At 44.7% G+C, this 17,974-nt stretch carries 18 protein-coding genes; 4 read left to right on the top strand and 14 right to left on the bottom strand.

What is annotated here, in order from left to right:
• Window positions 1–168 precede the first annotated feature (168 nt).
• Window positions 169–804, top strand: coding sequence for a YigZ family protein (locus tag D4T97_RS03025; RefSeq protein WP_126047503.1), 636 nt, complete (start codon window positions 169–171; stop codon window positions 802–804).
• A gap of 67 nt (window positions 805–871) precedes the next feature.
• On the opposite strand, the gene D4T97_RS03020 is transcribed toward D4T97_RS03025, so the two are convergent.
• A complete protein-coding gene (locus D4T97_RS03020) occupies window positions 872–1,747 on the bottom strand; it encodes an ROK family protein (protein WP_126048049.1) in 876 nt (291 codons plus the stop codon).
• A gap of 409 nt (window positions 1,748–2,156) precedes the next feature.
• On the opposite strand from D4T97_RS03020, the gene D4T97_RS03015 reads away from it, so the two are divergent.
• Window positions 2,157–3,341: a M14 family metallopeptidase gene (locus D4T97_RS03015; RefSeq protein WP_126047501.1), complete on the top strand. Its 1,185-nt coding sequence runs from the start codon at window positions 2,157–2,159 to the stop codon at window positions 3,339–3,341.
• On the opposite strand, the gene D4T97_RS03010 is transcribed toward D4T97_RS03015, so the two are convergent.
• Window positions 3,312–3,719, bottom strand: coding sequence for a VanZ family protein (locus D4T97_RS03010; RefSeq protein WP_126047499.1), 408 nt, complete (start codon window positions 3,717–3,719; stop codon window positions 3,312–3,314). The genes D4T97_RS03015 and D4T97_RS03010 overlap by 30 nt on opposite strands.
• Before the next feature lie 493 nt (window positions 3,720–4,212).
• Complete coding sequence (tagU, locus tag D4T97_RS03005; RefSeq protein WP_126047497.1) at window positions 4,213–5,139, bottom strand: polyisoprenyl-teichoic acid--peptidoglycan teichoic acid transferase TagU; 927 nt, start codon at window positions 5,137–5,139, stop codon at window positions 4,213–4,215.
• Between the two features lie 170 nt (window positions 5,140–5,309).
• On the opposite strand from tagU, the gene D4T97_RS03000 reads away from it, so the two are divergent.
• Window positions 5,310–5,768 (top strand): low molecular weight protein-tyrosine-phosphatase, encoded by a 459-nt coding sequence (locus D4T97_RS03000; protein ID WP_126047495.1) that lies wholly within the window; start codon window positions 5,310–5,312, stop codon window positions 5,766–5,768.
• An 87-nt stretch (window positions 5,769–5,855) separates the two neighbouring features.
• On the opposite strand, the gene D4T97_RS02995 is transcribed toward D4T97_RS03000, so the two are convergent.
• The 3 genes from D4T97_RS02995 to D4T97_RS02985 all read right to left on the bottom strand — a co-directional run bounded on the left by D4T97_RS02995 (window position 5,856) and on the right by D4T97_RS02985 (window position 10,588).
• Window positions 5,856–6,977: a YsnF/AvaK domain-containing protein gene (locus tag D4T97_RS02995; protein WP_164525447.1), complete on the bottom strand. Its 1,122-nt coding sequence runs from the start codon at window positions 6,975–6,977 to the stop codon at window positions 5,856–5,858.
• A gap of 332 nt (window positions 6,978–7,309) precedes the next feature.
• The gene (locus tag D4T97_RS02990; RefSeq protein ID WP_126047491.1) at window positions 7,310–9,706 is read right to left on the bottom strand and encodes a M14 family zinc carboxypeptidase; all 2,397 of its coding nucleotides are present in this window, start codon (window positions 9,704–9,706) and stop codon (window positions 7,310–7,312) included.
• Window positions 9,707–9,919: 213 nt separating this feature from the next.
• Window positions 9,920–10,588, bottom strand: a complete 669-nt coding sequence (locus tag D4T97_RS02985; RefSeq protein WP_126047489.1) for an SOS response-associated peptidase — start codon at window positions 10,586–10,588, stop codon at window positions 9,920–9,922.
• A 132-nt stretch (window positions 10,589–10,720) separates the two neighbouring features.
• On the opposite strand from D4T97_RS02985, the gene D4T97_RS02980 reads away from it, so the two are divergent.
• Window positions 10,721–11,347 carry an NAD(P)H-binding protein gene (locus D4T97_RS02980; protein WP_126047487.1) on the top strand — a complete coding sequence of 209 codons (627 nt, stop codon included), beginning with the start codon at window positions 10,721–10,723 and terminating at the stop codon, window positions 11,345–11,347.
• 297 nt (window positions 11,348–11,644) lie between these two features.
• On the opposite strand, the gene D4T97_RS02975 is transcribed toward D4T97_RS02980, so the two are convergent.
• The 8 genes from D4T97_RS02975 to trpD form a co-directional block, all read right to left on the bottom strand.
• Window positions 11,645–12,007 (bottom strand): DUF2512 family protein, encoded by a 363-nt coding sequence (locus D4T97_RS02975; RefSeq protein WP_126047485.1) that lies wholly within the window; start codon window positions 12,005–12,007, stop codon window positions 11,645–11,647.
• A gap of 51 nt (window positions 12,008–12,058) precedes the next feature.
• Complete coding sequence (locus D4T97_RS02970; RefSeq protein WP_126047483.1) at window positions 12,059–12,895, bottom strand: metallophosphoesterase; 837 nt, start codon at window positions 12,893–12,895, stop codon at window positions 12,059–12,061.
• Between the two features lie 187 nt (window positions 12,896–13,082).
• Entirely contained in the window at window positions 13,083–13,364 is a 282-nt protein-coding gene (locus D4T97_RS02965; RefSeq protein WP_126047481.1) for a hypothetical protein, read from the bottom strand.
• A 66-nt stretch (window positions 13,365–13,430) separates the two neighbouring features.
• On the bottom strand, window positions 13,431–14,225 hold the full coding sequence (gene trpA, locus D4T97_RS02960; protein WP_126047479.1) for a tryptophan synthase subunit alpha: 795 nt from the start codon (window positions 14,223–14,225) through the stop codon (window positions 13,431–13,433).
• A complete protein-coding gene (gene trpB / locus D4T97_RS02955) occupies window positions 14,218–15,423 on the bottom strand; it encodes a tryptophan synthase subunit beta (RefSeq protein WP_126047477.1) in 1,206 nt (401 codons plus the stop codon). Before trpB ends, trpA begins: the two co-directional genes overlap by 8 nt.
• Before the next feature lie 18 nt (window positions 15,424–15,441).
• Entirely contained in the window at window positions 15,442–16,047 is a 606-nt protein-coding gene (locus D4T97_RS02950; protein WP_126047475.1) for a phosphoribosylanthranilate isomerase, read from the bottom strand.
• Window positions 16,048–16,836, bottom strand: a complete 789-nt coding sequence (gene trpC, locus D4T97_RS02945) for an indole-3-glycerol phosphate synthase TrpC (protein ID WP_126047473.1) — start codon at window positions 16,834–16,836, stop codon at window positions 16,048–16,050.
• Window position 16,837: 1 nt separating this feature from the next.
• On the bottom strand, window positions 16,838–17,863 hold the full coding sequence (gene trpD, locus D4T97_RS02940) for an anthranilate phosphoribosyltransferase (RefSeq protein ID WP_126047471.1): 1,026 nt from the start codon (window positions 17,861–17,863) through the stop codon (window positions 16,838–16,840).
• Between the last annotated feature and the right edge of the window lie 111 nt (window positions 17,864–17,974).

Below are 17,974 nucleotides of genomic sequence, written 5' to 3'. Positions count from 1 at the left end.
GGGCTCCCCCTTTCGGATTGGTATAATGGTAAGAAAGCGCAAGCGCTTAGAAAAAATAGGCGTTAAGACATACCTACCATTCTACTAAAATTATTATATCATGTATAATTTCATTAAACACACTATTTTAGTTGGGAAAATATTTAGCATTTTGAAAGGAGCAGAGTCGTGCTTCCACAATATTTGACAGTAAAAACGGAAGGAACACATGAGATCAACATTCAAAAATCCAGGTTCATTACACATCTAAAAAGGGCTGAAACGGAGGAAGAGGCTCAAGCCTTTATACAGGAAATCAAGAAAGAACACTGGAATGCCACCCATAACTGCTCAGCCTATATGATCGGTGAGAACGACCAGATTCAAAAGGCGAACGACGATGGCGAGCCAAGCGGGACGGCCGGCGTTCCGATGCTCGAGGTGCTTAAGAAAAGAAATTTGAAAGATACGGTTGTCGTCGTGACGAGGTACTTCGGAGGCATTAAGTTAGGGGCCGGAGGACTCATCCGCGCCTACGGCAGAGCGGTTTCTGAGGGATTGGACGCTATCGGGACCGTCCAAAGAACGCTCATGACAATCATGCATGTGAAGGTCGATTATACATGGCTCGGCAAGCTTGAAAATGAAATCCGTTCCTCTGTCTACCAATTGAAAGAAATCCATTATGCGGACACTGTTGAAATTGAAGTGTATGTAAAAGAAGATCAAATCAACGAATTTCAAGAATGGATGACTGAGCTGACAAATGGACAGGCCGACATATCCGATGGCGAACAACTCTATATGGAATCAGATGTAAAATAATGTTATTGGGAAAGATAGGAGTAAAGACTCCTATCTTTTTTATTAGGGAAAATTTCTTTTTCGACCGTTACTTTTTACATTTTTTGCCATCATAAATTTCTTTCGCCATCATTAACGCACCCATAATGCCGGAATCATTCTCAAGCATTGGCGGCACGATATAGCTTTTCATCGCTGGCAGTGAAAGGAAGCCGCTAGATAATTGCTCGACTTTTTGATGAATGCGGGGAAATAAATGTGCCTGTTTCATTACCCCGCCGCCCATGATAATTTTTTCCGGCGAGAGAATTAAAATATATTGCATCAAAGCCTGTGCAAGATAATAGGCTTCCATTCCCCAAGCGGGATGATCTTCTGACAGCCCGGTCCCTTTCGTTCCCCATCTTTTTTCAAGTGCCGGACCGGCCGCCAGCCCTTCCAGGCAGTCTGTGTGATACGGACAAAAGCCGGCGAATTGGTCTTCGGGATGCCTGCGGAGGTGGATATGCCCCATCTCCGGGTGGGAAAGACCATGAAGAAGCTTCCCATCAACAACGGCTCCTGCACCGATTCCGGTTCCAACCGTTATATACAGACAGCTGGCAAGCCCTTTTCTTGCACCAAAAAGGAATTCCCCCCAAACCGCTGCGTTCACATCTGTATCAAATGCGACAGGCACATTCAGAGCCTCAATCATAGTCTCAACAAATGGAAAGTTGACCCATCCAGGTTTCGGTGTCGATGTAATATATCCAAATGTATCGCTGCTTTTATTCAAATCAAGAGGACCGAAGCTTCCGATTCCAAGAGCAGAGATCTGATGCGCACGAAAAAATTCAATTACCCGCGGGATTGTTTTTTCCGGTATTTCCGTCGGAAATTCCAAACGTTTGATCAGTTTCCCATCCTCGGTCCCTATAGCGCAGACGAACTTGGTCCCTCCGGCTTCAATCGCTCCAAGCATATTATAAATCACTACTTTCCTGGCGGTCTTTTCCTTTTATTCTATCATCATATTTATCTGTTATGAACATACAACTAATTATAAGAAATGGGGAAGGCGCCGGGAGCTGGACAAATAACATTATCGTTTAACTTTTTTCTTTCTTAATCACTTAAGAAATGCGGCAGCACCTTGTTCAGCCCGGGCAAATAAGCCGATTCCCATGGAGGCAGCTTTTCAGCCTAGCAGCTGAATTCAATCACATCATGCGATGCCCCTTTAGTATGCTTCAAGCAGCTTTGCGACATGCTGAACAAAACGTCCTCTAAAAAATTATAATGAAAAAGTACATTTTTTCCGAATCTACCTATGACATCGAAGGGCTAGGCGCTGAAGCTGGACAGGATAAAGACAATTTGGGGGGACGGCCATGGAAGTCAAAGTACGGTCAGGGGATACACTTTGGCATTACAGCCTGTTATTTCATATTCCATTCATTTTAATCCTCGATTCCAATACGAATCTAGCCAATCCAAACGCCCTTCAAGTTGGGCAGACGATTCAAATTCCCGGATTTCGAATAGGGGCTTATACTATTCAGCAAGGTGACACTTTTTGGAAAATTGCACATAGCCGTAATGTTGATATTGACGCCCTATTGCTTTTAAATCAAAATATCAATCCGAATGAACTGGCTATTGGCCAGTTAATCCATATCCCAGTGAGAGTCATGTCTAGGGTGATCAATGGAAATGAACCGTATGATTTTCAAAAAATGACCCGTGACATGAACAAACTTTTAGCCATCTATCCATTTATCGGACGTCGGGAAGCGGGAAAAAGTGTCCTTGGCCATCCACTATATGAAATGCAGATCGGACGGCTAGGAAGAAAAGTTCAAATCAACGCTTCCTTTCATGCAAATGAATGGATTACCACAGCAATTTTCATGAGATTTTTAAATGACTATATGGTTGCTTTGACAAATGGATTGATGATCAAAGGCATACCCGCTTTAACGATGTATACAGCCAGTCGGTTGTTTGCCATTCCCATGGTGAATCCGGACGGTGTCAATCTTGTGCTGAACGGTCCTCCGCCTGAAAGGGAGGAGAACCTCGTCCGGCTTAATAAAGGAAGCCGTGACTTTTCAGGCTGGAAATCGAATATACGTGGGGTAGATTTAAATAAACAGTTCCCCGCGAATTGGGAGTTTGAAAAAGAAAGAAAGCCCAAAGAACCCGGGCCTCGCGACTTTCCAGGCTATACCCCGATTTCCGAGCCTGAAACGAAGACGATGGCGGAATTGGCCAGAACCGAAAAATATGACCGGCTGCTCGCCCTTCATACGCAAGGGCAAGAAATATATTGGGGCTATGAAGGGCTGGAACCGCCGGAATCCCAAATTATTGCAAGTGACTTTGCCAGGCTCAGCGGATATGAGGCCGTCCGCTATATTGACAGCTATGCCGGATACAAAGATTGGTTTATCCAGGATTTCAGAAAGTCGGGCTTTACTATTGAGTTGGGCATTGGCCAAAACCCACTTCCTTTGTCACAGTTTGAGGAAATCTATGCCCACATGCTAGGCCTTTTTGTAAGAGCGTTGATTTAATGCTTTGATCAAGCCCAAAACAATTAGGGCTCCGAGCGAATCCAGGCAGACATCCCATATGGAAGCGGTCCGGTCAGAAACGAAGGATTGGTGGATTTCGTCCGTTGCCGCATAAATGGTTGTAATGAACCAGGCCAAAAAATATTTTCTTTTTTCAAAGCTGTTATAAAGAAGGAAGGCCAGCAAGCCGAACGCAGCAAGATGCACGAACTTGCGAAATGCCAAATTGATTAGGGCAGCCTGCTCTGGTGTCAGCCTTAAGAATTTCTCTATTAAAAATTGGGTATTCCCGCCGGTCGAAGACGGGGATTGGGTGGCGATAAAAATTGCCGTGGCCCAGGCAACCGCTGCAATGAGCCAGAGATGACTTTTTTTCATAAAATAACCTCTTTTTTTGGAATACTGGATATCGGACAATCGTGCGGTAAAATCTTAGAGACTTGATTCAAAAACGAATAGTATCTCAGGCTTTTGATAAAGCTGGCTTTTCTGTGTGCGTTCAATTCCTTTAACTTGGGAAATACATGCACCTTAAAGTTACTTAATTTTTGCTTGGACAGTCTCCTCATCATAGTGACCACGGTAACGGTTTTTTCACTTGCCTGGTCGCCATGAATTCTTCATAGTGACCATGACAACGAGCTTTCTGCTAGTTCGGTAACTATGAACCACTCATAGTTACCCTAACAATGTTTTTCCCGCTTTCTCGGGCACCATGGACTTTTCAAATGACGAATAATAATCCCACAAAGCATAAAGTATGTAGGATTTGGTATTTCAAGGTCCCTTTCCACACTATCTTCTGAATGTCCGAAATAATAAAGGCGGGACCCTATTTTGCATAGGCAGTCCCGCCTTTTCATTGTTTTTATTACATATTAAGATGTTCCCTCAACACGCCCTGGACTCTTTCCCTTTCCTCTTGGGGAACGATATAGTACCAGACATTATTGATCATAGAACCTTGTCCTTCAATTTGATATTGGTCGATATTATGGCGCGCCTCTTTATAATTCTTTTGAATCTCCACCATTTCATCCAGTGAGAGGTTTGTTTCCACATTTTTTCCAAGTGCTTTTAGCACATCGTCGTATTTCCAAAGCGCAGAAATGTTGGCACCTTTGTTAATTACCCCTTGGATCACTTGGCGTTGGCGAAGCTGGCGGCCGAAATCCCCGCGTGGGTCATCGTAACGCATCCGTGCGTACGCCAAGGCGTCTGCGCCGTTCAAAGAGATTGGACCTTGATTGAAATGTTTATTGCCGACTGAAAAGTCGATATCATTATTTACATCGACACCGCCGACTGCATCCACGATTTCCTTGAAGCCTTCCATATTGATTTTAATATAATAATCAATTGGAATATCAAGGAATTTTTCAATTGTATTCATGGACATTTCAACACCGCCGAAAGCATACGCGTGGTTGATCTTATCGTCAATGCCTTTGCCGACAATCTCTACCCTTGTATCCCTCGGAATGCTGAGCATGTCAATCGATTGTTTTTGCGGATTGACTGTCATCACGATGATGGAGTCGGATCGGCCACGGTCGCCAGGACGTTCATCCACCCCTAGCATAAGGACTGAAAATGGCTCTTTTTTATTAAGTGACAGATCAGCCGGCCTTGCTACTTCGGGTGTCCGGTCAAGCGGGCTGTGCATATTTTTAGCAGCTTTATTAATGCTATGATAGATCGCAAACCCAAATCCTGCCACGACTACAACTAAAAGAAGTGCAATAATCAGGAAAATTCTCAAAACTCTTGATTTCTTTTTCGGTTTATGTCTGGACATACATTTTTCCCCTTTGTATTGGTTAAATCTTCTAAATCTACCAACCTTAATTATAATCGACAATTCTCATAAATCAATATAATTTAAGCAGTTTGATTCACTTTGCCATCCCTATATGCTACTATATCAGATAAATTATGACTAGAAGCAAATTATGGGGAGACGTTGATATGGTTAAAGTATTATTTGTCTGCTTGGGTAATATTTGCCGGTCGCCGATGGCTGAGGCGATCATGAGAGACTTGATTGAAAAAGAAGGGTTTAGCGGTAAAATTTCTGTTGATTCTGCCGGAACAGGTTCGTGGCATATCGGGAACCCGCCGCATAAAGGTACGCTGAAAAAGCTGGCAGAATATAATATCAGCACAGAAGGCCTTGTCGCTAGGCAATTTTCAGAAAAAGATTTTGATGAATATGACTACATTGTAGGAATGGACGAATCGAACATCCGGAATATTTATGAGATGACGGGCAAGCCTGAAGCCCCGAAAATCATCCGGCTCCTTGATCTGACAGAAGCAAAAAAGGACGTTCCAGATCCATATTACACCGGGGATTTTCAGGAAACGTACGATTTAGTGAGTGAGGGCTGCCAGGTGCTTTTGGAAAAAATTAAATCGGAAATGTAGGTGCTTGTCACTTCCCGGAATTTCTCGAATATTGTCGAGTGAAAAAGAGCGGACCTGTGGAGGTCCGCTCTTTTTTCCACTTTCTTCTTATAAGTTATCGTTCCTGTTTTCTTCAGAGTACGGGTTGTAATTTTTAGCTTGCATTTCAGCTCTTCTTTTTTCAAGTTCTTCATCCAGCTTATTCATTCGAGCCTGCTCCTCATCATGAAGGCCCATCAGATTATTGCTTGTCCCATTCAATGTCTCATTCAATGGTTGATTTACATCTATTCTGGAATCTTGACTTGTGTTTTCGATGTTTTGATTTTGTTTTAAATCGGCATTCATCGAAGCCTGATTGTCGACTTGGCCATACATTTCATCCGCCCCGTCAATATCCGCCTCTTCACGGCGAATGGTTTCGCTGATCGTTTCGGTATCGTCAACTGTTTTCTTGCCGATGATGAGTTCCTCATTGACGACAGGCTTCTTCGTTACTTCAACTCGCTCTTCCCTCAACGGTATACGGATGTTCTGTCCATCATCATCAAAGGCAGCGGAAGCTTCATTCATTGCCTCCGTTTCATCCACAGGCCGTCGTTCGATATATATTTCTTCACGGCTTACCGGGACATCGACAGATTGCTCTTCTTCCACGACATGTTTACGGACCCTTACTTCACCTGTTTCCACTTCTTCTTTATCCACGCGAAGCTTTTCTTCATGGAGTTTCATGCGTGCTTCGTCAGAAGTCTCGACATCATTGTGCAATCGATCTGCCTGATGGCTTGTGTCCAATTCTGTATGAGGAAAAAAGTTGGCTTCTGTATGCATCTCGGAGTCAACATTATGCACATCCGTCGGGTCTTCATCCATATTACGGATGGTTGAACCGTACATACTGTCATACTCCTTGTCTACATAAAGTAGGATTCCGCCATCATCGATCTCATGGTAATATTCATCCATTTCCGGCCCCGTTAGTCCGACATTGTGCAATGCTTCTCTTACCGGCTCTTCTCCTGTAAGGAATCCGACAAAGCGATCAAACCAGTTTCCGCCTGTCGACCTCACATCAATATTCGTTCTTCCGCGTACCATTGATATATCATCTTCATCTTTTGCCACTGCATATATATCACTTACGTCACAGCCTTGCGTTTCCAATTCTTCAACCTTCCGGATAGCATCTTCTTCTGAGTGAAATACACCTATGATTTTTTTATTCATGAATGTGTTCCTCCTTTGGGTTGACTTTTTGTTGTTCGTTTTAATGTATACCCGGCTGTTTTTAATGGAAACACACATATTTGCTTGAAATTGGAATGCAATGAAAATGTAAAATTTGGAACAAAAAATAAAAAAGCCCCAGTAGTCTGGAACTTGTCCAGACTGAGTTGAAGATGAGCCTACTTTTATGAAGGATTTTTTGGCCCGACTTCACCCTGAAGTTTTGATCGAAAAGAGCATATGGTCTTTGTTTGAAATTAAATGATTTTGATGAAGAACCTAAAAAAGCAAGGGTACGCCTACTTCAAAGAGGCTCCCTTGCTTTTTCACTTTTATTTAATTGTTATTTTAGCTGAATTAAAGTTGTTGCCATTCCCCAATGGGTTGTAATTCTTCTCAATATTTCCAGCTGGGTCTACTGCAAAGTAGTTAATCGTTGTTGACTCCGTTACACGGATGCTCTCAGCGCCTTCCCTTGTTCCGCTCAGCTGAATTTTCTCGGACTCGAAGGTCGGCTTGCTGCCGTCCAATGTATAGTACACTGTGGCCGGTTCGCTGAGCTCAAATGTTACATCAACTGGTCCGTCAAAAGTTCCTTTCCCTGGAACTGCTTTGGATTTCGGCGGCTGCTTGTCTTTTGCATGATTGTAGGCCACTTCCATCAAAGCAATCAAACCGTTGGCAAACTCCATCGCTTCTTCATGCCCCTCTGCATAAGTTGGCTGGAATCCAACTGCCTGCCATCTATTTGTGCTTGCATTCCAGAGATCAGCGCCTACTTCAAAGTTCCATGTATAGATCCCTTTTTCATACCATAGATAGTCCGCAGAGTTTCCTGCCGCAGAATAAAGTACGTCCGGAATTGGGCCAGTTCTGCTTGGTAAAATTACCGTTCCACGGTGGTCCTGAATTTTATTTAAAATATGCGTGGATGCTGCCCAGTAAAACGATTCTTCCCCTGCAGTTGGACGCGGTAGCGTCTTCCGCTGCGGGTCATACGCTCCCGGTGACCACATGAAATATCCTCCGTACGAGTGAATGTTCATACCGAACGCCAGGTTTGGATATTGGTCTGCCAGCCAGACAATGTTTTTAGCTTCAGGCTCTGAATTCTCTGAAGGACCGGCAAAAGTACTGCTTGTACAGCTGGCCGATGCTCCAACAAATCCATCAAACATGGAACCTACCGAATGGTTGCGGTTCAAGTCGACTCCCCAGCTGTCACGGTAGCCCGAATCTGATTGTGTCGGACCACAGTGGTTCGTCATATTCTTCCGTTGCATATTGTAATCATAGAAACTGTAATGTCCGCCGTCCGGGTTTACCGATGGGATTAAAAAGATGTCGAGATTATTGACCAAACGCTTCGTTTCCCCGTCTTGAGCGTAGTTTCTTAGCAGACGCTCAGCAGTTTCAATGGTAACAAGCGGTGTGACCCACTCGCGTGCGTGTTCCTGCGAATATCCCAGTACTCCAGGTTTGGAACCGTCTCTATGCTTTCCGATCCGAATCGCTTTTACTGTATTAGGATCCCTGGAAATATGGTCAGGTGCACTCAAGTTATCCGTTAATTTGGCATTGACCGGAGTTACAACTCCCGCTCCGGCGTTCCCGCGGTAGGTTGTCGCAGATACAAGATTCCCAGCTTTTGAATTCAACGCCGATACAACCTGTGCTGCTGTGCTTGTTGTACTTCCCGAGGCGTTTGTTGCCAGCTCAACAACAATGTTGGTTCCATTGACAGATACGTCGAGCGGTGAGCTGTTCTTTCCTGGATTCTTGAATTCTACGGAAATATCATTTCCACCTTCGTGGCCCCACGATTTCGATGTAACAACAACTGCGGTATTTGTAAAACCTCCCATTGTCGCTTGGGCATGACGTCTATATCCATTTGTTTTGTTTGGCATTTCTATAATTTCCACGAGATCAGGAAACTCTTTGGCTAATTGTTCGATGCGCTCATCCACTTCGGTCGGATCCATATAATGATCGACAAAGTTTGTCACATAGTGCTTCTTTGGATTGCCGGGCTTGTCCGCTCCAAGCCACTCTGTAATATCGGCACTTGCCGAACCACCGAGATTACTTGTAATCTTTACCGTGTCAGGCTTTGCCTCGATAGGCAAAAGAAGAAAGTGATATAAATACTCTCCATAGTCCACCTTGCGGGACATAGCCGCGGACTTCTGCTCTCCATTCTCCGTCCATTCCGCTCTTAAAGCAGTACTTGCAGTCGAACCCGCACTTGATTTCACTTCGAGATAAAGAAACGTCCCTGATTGATTAGTAAAATGGTTGGCACGCAAAACTTTCAATTGATCCTCAGCCGCAGCAATAGCCGACTGTTGCTGAATGGCCCTTTCCCTTTCCGCTACCCGTTGATTCCACTGTTTTTCTGTCAACAGTGTGTCTTTCACCGTAATCCCATGAACTTTCAACATCGCAATCTCCGAAGGTGTCACTACTGCATCCACTTCCCACGCGCCGTCATGCTCAAGGACCCGGTGTGCCAGGTCGATATCAAGCTGCATCAATTTTTCCATGGCCTGCTGGTTAGGAACATTAAGCTGAACAGTGGAAACGGACTCTTCTTCAGCAATAGGTTCTGCTTTTTCATCAGCAGCCGACACTTGAAAATCATTCCCTGATGCTGAAAAAGTAAAGCCGAGCATAACAAAAGTTGTCAAAATAACAAAGGAGCTCCTTCGCTTTTTCTTCATGACCATTTAAACGAACCTCCCGTCTTTTGTTAAATCAACCTTATTATAAGACTATTGATACCACATTTCATTAGAAAATTCTAAATTATTTTAAAATAGTTCTTTCCTCTCGTAATCTTTGTCGTTTCAAGTAAAGACATACGACTATTCATCTACCTTTTTCACAAATTGCGAGGGCTTTTGGCACAGAAAAAAGCCCCCTCCAAAAATCAGGGGACTTTATTTAGAATTAAGTATTTCTCTCGTATCGTTTTTCGGACTGTTTACAAGCGTGGACACAGGGTAGGCAGCCATTTTTTCCATATCGTAAGGCAGCAAAATCCCTTTCAACCTTTCTGTATCTTCAACGGAACGATCGAGCCATATTTCTTCCGCGTCTTTCGTCAGAATCACCGGCATCCGGTCATGAACTTCCTTCACGAGATCGTTCGCTTCCGTTGTAATGATTGTACAGGAATGAATGACTTCATCTTCACTCTCCCACCTGTCCCAAAGACCGGCGAAAGCAAAAGGCTCTTGTGTCTTCAATTCAAATCGGTAAGGTTTCCGGACATTGTCCTTTTGCTTTATCCATTCGTAGAAACCGTCGGCTGCAATAAGACACCTCCGCCTTTTCAGGAGCCTTTTAAAACTAGGCTTTTGATCCGCTGTTTCAGCTCTTGCATTAATCATTTTAAAGCCGATTTTTGGATCATTCGCCCAGGAAGGAACAAGTCCCCACTTAAGAAACCCTGCCCTGTTTCCATGTTCATCTTTTACTATGGCGAGAACATTTTGGCTCGGGGCTATATTGAACCGCTCTATCCATTCCAGATCCTCCCCGTTGATGATTTGAAATCTGTCAACAAGCTCATTTCTATTTGCAAACAAGCTGTATCGTCCGCACACGGCTTTCCACTCCCTCGTCCATTTCCTACTATCATACAATTACTTGCGGCTCAATGAAATGGTGAGGGGTTGTTTATTCTACCTTAAAACAGGAAAAATAATATTTAACACTATGGAAAAGGAGCGTTGTCCATGAATGTATTGATTGCCGGAGCTTGTGAACATACCGGGCGCTGTCTTGCAGACTTTTTAGCTGACAATACAGATCACGAAATTTATGCCGTCATTAAGAATGAAGAGTTAAAGGGCGCTTTCGATCATATAAACGAGGAAAGAATTGCAATCAAGCCTTCGGACTCTTTGATCGCCGAAATGGATGCAGTGGTATATGCAGGCGGTTGTGATGTTAAATCGAATGACCGTAGGGTGATCGACTCCGTATTAAACGATACGAAAACGCTGATTGATGCATCTGTCCGCAGCGGCGTGAAAAGCTTCATTCTTCTCAGTGCGATGGGGGCGGATGATCCGCAGGGCTCCATTGAAGATTATTTATATATGAAACGGGTAGCGGAGGATTATTTAAAAAACTCTGGAATAAACTTTACGATCATTAGGGCCGGGGAGATTGCCCATAAAGAACCCTCGGGAAAAGTGAACCTCAAGGAGAATATTCATTGGATTGATGATCCAACCATTTCTTGCGCAGATCTGGCAAAAGTGATTTCCGCCTCCCTCGAGTCCGACCATGTTAGGAACAAAACGGTTGAACTAAGCTCAGGGGACACTCCTGTGGAAGATGCTGTACAAAAAATATAAAGGCGGGCTGAGTGCTTCTAGGATGGACTACCCCGCCTCTTTTCTTAAAAGAAGACAAATCTAGAGTAAATTTTGGACTCGAGGTCACAAGCCACGAGGAAGCTTAGCTTACTCATGAAAAAGATGCTCCTGCGGCACAGCTAATGTTGTATCCCTCGTTGCAAAGCTGCATGGAATTTATTTGCTGACACTTCGCATAAAGTGTTGATGTCAGCAGCTTTGCTGTCGTGGCCAAAAGCTCCCTAATCAATATTCGTCTTGTGCTTGTGGACTAAGGCTGCGCGCCTACCACTCTTCTTATCCCAATTTCATTTCCTTTCTGGCCCGCCCTGACCGGATCAGCCACATGTGGACGAAAAACTCTACTAGAGTCAGCAGCAATGCAGTGACTACTGCTCCGAAAAGCGTTACCTGCGCCGTATAAAAGAAGTAACCCAAAATGTAAATGATGAGGGTAGAAGCTACAAAATCAGTAATTGTACTGAACCAAAATGTGTTTCTGGACAGCAATGCCCATTCAAGCAGATGCCCGGCGACAGCCAATGTAACGCCAATGATGATCGGCTGGTAGGCATGTGAAAAGTTCACGCTCGCCAGCATGTTTCCCGCGATGCTTACAACGATTGGGCAAATAATCAATTTCATAATGAGATTCAACATAAAAAGGCCCCCTTTAATGAAAAGGATGCCATGACTATTGCTTTTTTATTCCTATTCTTTTCTAAGCGTCACCGCAACAATTTCAGGACGGTTAAAAACCCTGTATGGGATGACGCTGTTACCTAGTCCCCGACTCACTGCTATAGTAGTGATCCCCCTTGTATGGACCCCTGCAGTATATCTCGGAAACCATCCCTGGCCAGGTGCGATAAGGCCTCCGATTCCCGGAATCCGGACTTGCCCTCCGTGAGCATGCCCCGTAAATATTAAATCAACCTGTTGGTCAACATAAACATCAAGCACCTCGGAGCGATGAGAAAGAAGCAGGCGATAATTTTGATCAGATATACCATCCAATGCGCGATCGATCGACTGTGCGACAGTTTTTTCAGGCAGCTCCAGCGGATTCATTAATGGGTCCTCAATCCCTGCAATCACCAACTGTTCACCCTCCCGCTCCAGGATGTTTGTCTCATTATTCAATACATGAACACCCAATGCCCGAAGGGAACCTGTGATTTCGTCCACGCGGTTGACAGCAACTTCATGGTTTCCTGTTACATAATAAACATCTGTCATCTTCACCAATTGCCGTACAAGATTCAGGCTTCTTTCCAGGTCGTACCTGTTGCTGTCAATCAGGTCTCCTGTAAGAAAAATAAGGTCGGGATTGAGGTCTTTTACTTTTTTTGCCAACCTCACCTGATTCTCGCCAAATTCGGCATCATGCAAGTCCGAAAGCTGCACGATGACAAGACCGTCAAATGCGCTCGGGATTCTGTCAGAAGTTATTTCATAGGAGGATACTTGCAGCCAATGATTGTTTCCATATAAAAATAACCAAATGAATGCAATAAACAGAACAAATTTGAATAATTTACTTTTCATCTTTTTCATATACAGATTTTTTTATCGGTTTTCATAGACAAAACTTCATTCCTTTCTATGAATATTGTATCACTTTCCATTAAAAATCTTTGATAAAAAAATGACTATACATTGATTTTTATGCGAGGATATTACTGGGCAATTACAAAAAAAGCCAGTCAATTTACTAAATTGACTGACCTCGTCTTCATTTTGTTGATTGTACTTGTTTGTTGTAATAGTCAACGCTATATTGCGCGCCTTCCCCAACCATTTTAGCATCTTCCAAATCATGAGGATCGGGACGTCCGGCCTTTTCCAAAAGATCTGGGTCCGGATTGCTTGTATTTCCCCAAAGATCCATCGCCTTGTGTTTTACTTTTTCTACCATTTCCATTGCTTTGTCACGGTTTTCCTTAGACGATAAGAAAGCTCCGGCCACGCCGAGTCCCAACAGTAAATAAGGGTTCATTTTTCTGGTTTTACCCATAAGAGGTTTCCTCCTTTATTCCCTTTCCCCCTATTTACCCGTTTTCCAGAGAATAAAGCATCTTTTTTAAACGGTTTTCGGCTCTGCCTGTTTCGCTGCGCTAATAAGCTCTGTGATGTCATCCAGTTTTCCTTCCGCAAGCGACTGGACGATTTTACTTCCGACAATGACGCCGTCGCAATGCTGCGCCAATGTCTTCACTTGTTCCGGAGACGATACGCCAAAGCCTGCCAATACCGGAGTGGATGATAAAGATTTCAGCTCCTCCAAATATCCCGCGACTCCTTCTTCATATTCGGATCGGGCTCCTGTCGTCCCTTTGACAGTCACCGCATAAAGGAAGCCTTCTGTCCGTTTTGCGACTTCCTCCAGTCTGCTTCGAGGACTTGTCGGGGCAGCAAGTCGGATCAATGCGATATTATGCTCGGAAAGTGCCGGAACAGCCAATTCCTCTTCTTCCAACGGAAGATCAGGAATAATGACGCCGTCAACGCCGGACGTTGCACAGTCCGCTGCAAACCGTTCGATGCCATAGGCGAAAATAAGGTTGAAATATGTCATTAACACGATTGGAATGGTGCGTGTCTCCTTCGTTCCCTTTACTGTCTCCAGCACGGCTTCCAATGTAGTTCCATTGGCCAGCGCTCGGATTCCAGCTTCCTGTATGACGGGGCCGTCGGCGACCGGGTCGGAAAACGGAATTCCCAGTTCAACGACTGTCGCCCCGCTTTTTTCTAAGAATGAAATTTGCTCCGGTAATTTTTCAAGACCACCGTCTCCCGCCATGATGTAAGGAACAAAAGCTTTATTTCCCCGATCCAACACGCTGCGTATTGCCTCAACGACCCGTTCTTTACCCATTCAATCCGCCTCCCAACGCTGCTCTTACAGTTTCAACATCCTTGTCGCCTCTTCCTGACAAGCAAATGACCAATGTTTCCTCCGGCTTCATCTCTTTTGCCAATTTAACTGCATAAGCCACTGCATGAGAACTTTCAAGCGCAGGAATGATCCCTTCTGTTTTGGATAAATACTGAAAGGCTTCCAGAGCCTCTTCGTCTGTCGCAGACGTGTAAATAACACGCCCAGAGTCCTTTAAATAAGCATGTTCCGGACCTACTCCCGGATAATCCAATCCAGCAGAAATGGAATGCGCTCCCTGAATTTGCCCCGCTTCGTCCTGCAGTAAATACGTTAACGTGCCGTGTAAAACTCCCGCTCTTCCATCCGTCAGTGTTGCCGAATGCTTGCCTGTTCCAATTCCGGATCCTGCCGCCTCAACACCGTATATCTTCACTTCCTTATCCTCTACAAACGGATAAAACATCCCCATCGCATTGCTTCCGCCGCCAACACAGGCAACGACTGCATCAGGGAGTTTCCCTTCCTGCTCGATCATCTGCTTTTTTGTCTCGTTTCCAATGATGCTTTGGAAATCGCGGACGATTTGCGGAAACGGATGCGGACCAACGACTGAACCCAAAATGTAGTGGGTATCCTCTACATTTGCGACCCAGTAGCGCAGCGCTTCGTTCACCGCATCTTTTAATGTCCCGTTTCCTTGAGAGACGCCTCTTACTTCAGCACCAAGCAGTTCCATCCGGAAAACATTCAGCTGCTGGCGTCTGATGTCTTCTTCTCCCATGAATACGATGCATTCCAAACCAAGCAATGCGCAGACTGTAGCCGTTGCCACCCCATGCTGGCCGGCTCCTGTTTCCGCAACAACTTTTTTCTTACCCATCCTCTGCGTCAGTAAAGCCTGGCCGATTGTATTATTGATTTTATGGGCGCCAGTATGGTTCAGATCTTCGCGCTTCAAATAGATTTTGGCTCCGCCCAACTGCTTCGTTAAATTCTCGGCAAAATATAAAGGTGTTTCTCTGCCGATATATTGTTTTAAGTAATAGTCCATCTGTTCGGCGAATTCGGGGTCAGTTACCGCCTTTTTATACTCCTTTTCCAATTCCAATACTGCTGGCATTAATGTTTCTGGGACGAAACGTCCGCCAAATTGTCCATAACGGCCTTTTTTATCTGGTAAAATATTGGTAGCCATAGCCATTTCTCTCCCTTGTTATAATTGTTTTGCCGTTTTGACAAAAGCAAATATTTTCTTTAAATCTTTTTGTCCGTCCGTTTCCACGCCGCTTGATACATCCACTCCGGAGGGCTGCACCATATCGATAGCTTCTGTTACATTCGCTTCATTCAAGCCACCCGCAAGGATCATTTTCCCCCTTGGGATGTTTTGATTTTGTAAAAGACTCCAATCAAACGGCATCCCGCTTCCTCCACGGTAACGGATACCCGGACTATCCACTAAGTAATAGTCACATTCATATTTGAACAACTTTTCAGCGTCATCTTTTTCTCTAATTGTAAAAGCCTTGATAATAGGACGCGAAAGCTTTCCACAAAATTCCGGAGGTTCGTCCCCGTGAAGCTGGATGTAATCGAGTCCAGCAGTTTCAGCAATCTGCTCAATGTTTTCGACTGTCTCGTTTACGAAAACACCGACAGCCGCTACATGCTGTGGGAGTTGATCCACGATTTCCCGCGCAGCTTCTGGAGTAATCTTCCTCGTACTTTCTGCAAACACGAACCCCAGCATGTCAGCACCCGCTTCACACGCTGCCTGTGCTGATTCTTTTGTAGTGATTCCGCAGATTTTTACTTTCAATCAGCGCACCGCCTTGCGAAGCGGAATGCGGATTTCATTCATCGTTGCAGTAATATCATCTGTTCGCATCAATGTTTCTCCCACAAGCACCGCCCTGGCTCCTGCGGCTTCGGCAAAAACAACATCTTCACGTGTCCGAATACCGCTTTCGCTGACAACCGCAATATTCTCATCTTTTATTAAAGCAGACACCCGCTCCGTCACTGCCAAATCGACGTTGAAAGTTTTCAGGTCGCGATTATTGATTCCGATGATATCCGCTCCGATCCGTAGGGCCGTTTCCGCTTCCTTCTCATTATGAACTTCAAATAATACATCCAACTCAAGCGATTTGGCGTAGTCGTACAAATCTCTGAGCTGCTCCTCCTCCAAGGCCGCTGCAATGAGCAATATGATGCTTGCGCCATGATCGACGGCCGTGTCAATTTGAATTCGGTCAATCATGAAATCCTTGCAAAGCAAAGGCAGTTCGGGAACAGCTGAAGCCACCGCCGATAAATCCGCCATCGAGCCGTTGAAAAACTGCCGGTCCGTCAGCACTGAAATTGCCGTGGCTCCCGCGATTTCATATTGCTTTGCTTGTGCAACCGGGTCCACCTTCTGGTTGATGTCCCCTTTTGATGGAGAAGCACGCTTCACTTCCGCAATCACGCTCATCGTATCGGATTGTTGAAGACTTTCATATAAAGACTTTCTTTTCACAGGCTTTTGCTGTTTGAAGCCGTATATAGCTTTCAATTCATTTACTTCTATTTCTTTTTGTGCAATGATGCGATCCAATATTGTCATTTTATACCACTCCCCGCGTTAAACGCTCATTCTTTTTAATTAAAAACTCCAATTTCGATAAAGCTGCTCCTGAATCGATGCTCTCTTTTGCCAACTTAATCCCTTCCTGAATCGTATCCGCCTTGCCGTTTGCAAAAATTCCTACGCCAGCGTTAAGCAGTACCGTATCACGGAACGGACCGTCGTCGCCACGCAAAATGCTCATCATGATGCTGGCATTTCTTTCGGCATCCCCGCCCGCGATTTCTTCAAGAGAATACGTTGGAAGGCCAACTTGCTCCGGAGTCAGGGTGATGGATTGTATATTCCCTTGATTCAGAATTACGAGATGATTTTCACCCGCAAGTGACAATTCATCCATATGTCCTGCCCCGTTGACGATTACAGCTCGTTTGCGCCCTAGCCTTTCCAGGACATTCCCCATCAGCTGCAATTTATCACGGCGGTAAATCCCCATCAGCTGAGTATCGAGTTCAATCGGATTGGTCAAAGGGCCGATCAGGTTAAAAATCGTTGGAACCCGCAGGTCCTTTCTAACCTTCATCACCTGTTTCATTCCAGGGTGAATATACGGCGCAAACAAAAAGGCGATATTATTTTCTTCCAGCAATTCCTCTGTTTCCTCTGGTGTACATTCAAGGGCAACTCCCAAATATTCCAACACATCTGCACTGCCTGTTTGACTGGAAACACTTCTGTTCCCATGTTTTGCGACTTTGATTCCGGCTCCTGCAATGACAAACGCTGACGTCGTGCTGATATTGAAGCTTCTGGATCCGTCTCCGCCTGTGCCGCAATTATCCATGACACTGCCTTGTATGGATCGAATGGGAACCGACCTTTCCCGAATGGCTTGAACCAAGCCGGCAATTTCATCGGCAGTCTCCCCTTTCAATGCCAACAATCCGAGCAATGCTCCAGCTTCACTTTCCGTGGCTTCGCCAGTAAACAGAAAACCGGCGGCTTCTCTCATTTCTTCTATGCTTAAATTTTCACCAGCCATCAATTTTTGCAATTGAAATTTCATTTGAATTCCTCCTTTTTATTCAAGCGCAAGCGCGACGGCCTGTCGCTTTTCATCCTGCCTATGCGCGATAATTATAAATACAAAAAGCCCCCTATAAATACACATAAGTGC

The sequence above is a fragment of the Siminovitchia acidinfaciens genome (assembly GCF_003605385.1).
Lineage (GTDB): Bacteria > Bacillota > Bacilli > Bacillales > Bacillaceae_C > Siminovitchia > Siminovitchia acidinfaciens.
The sequence above is the reverse complement of the archived record's forward strand: the minus strand, read 5'-3'. Positions and strand labels throughout refer to the sequence as shown.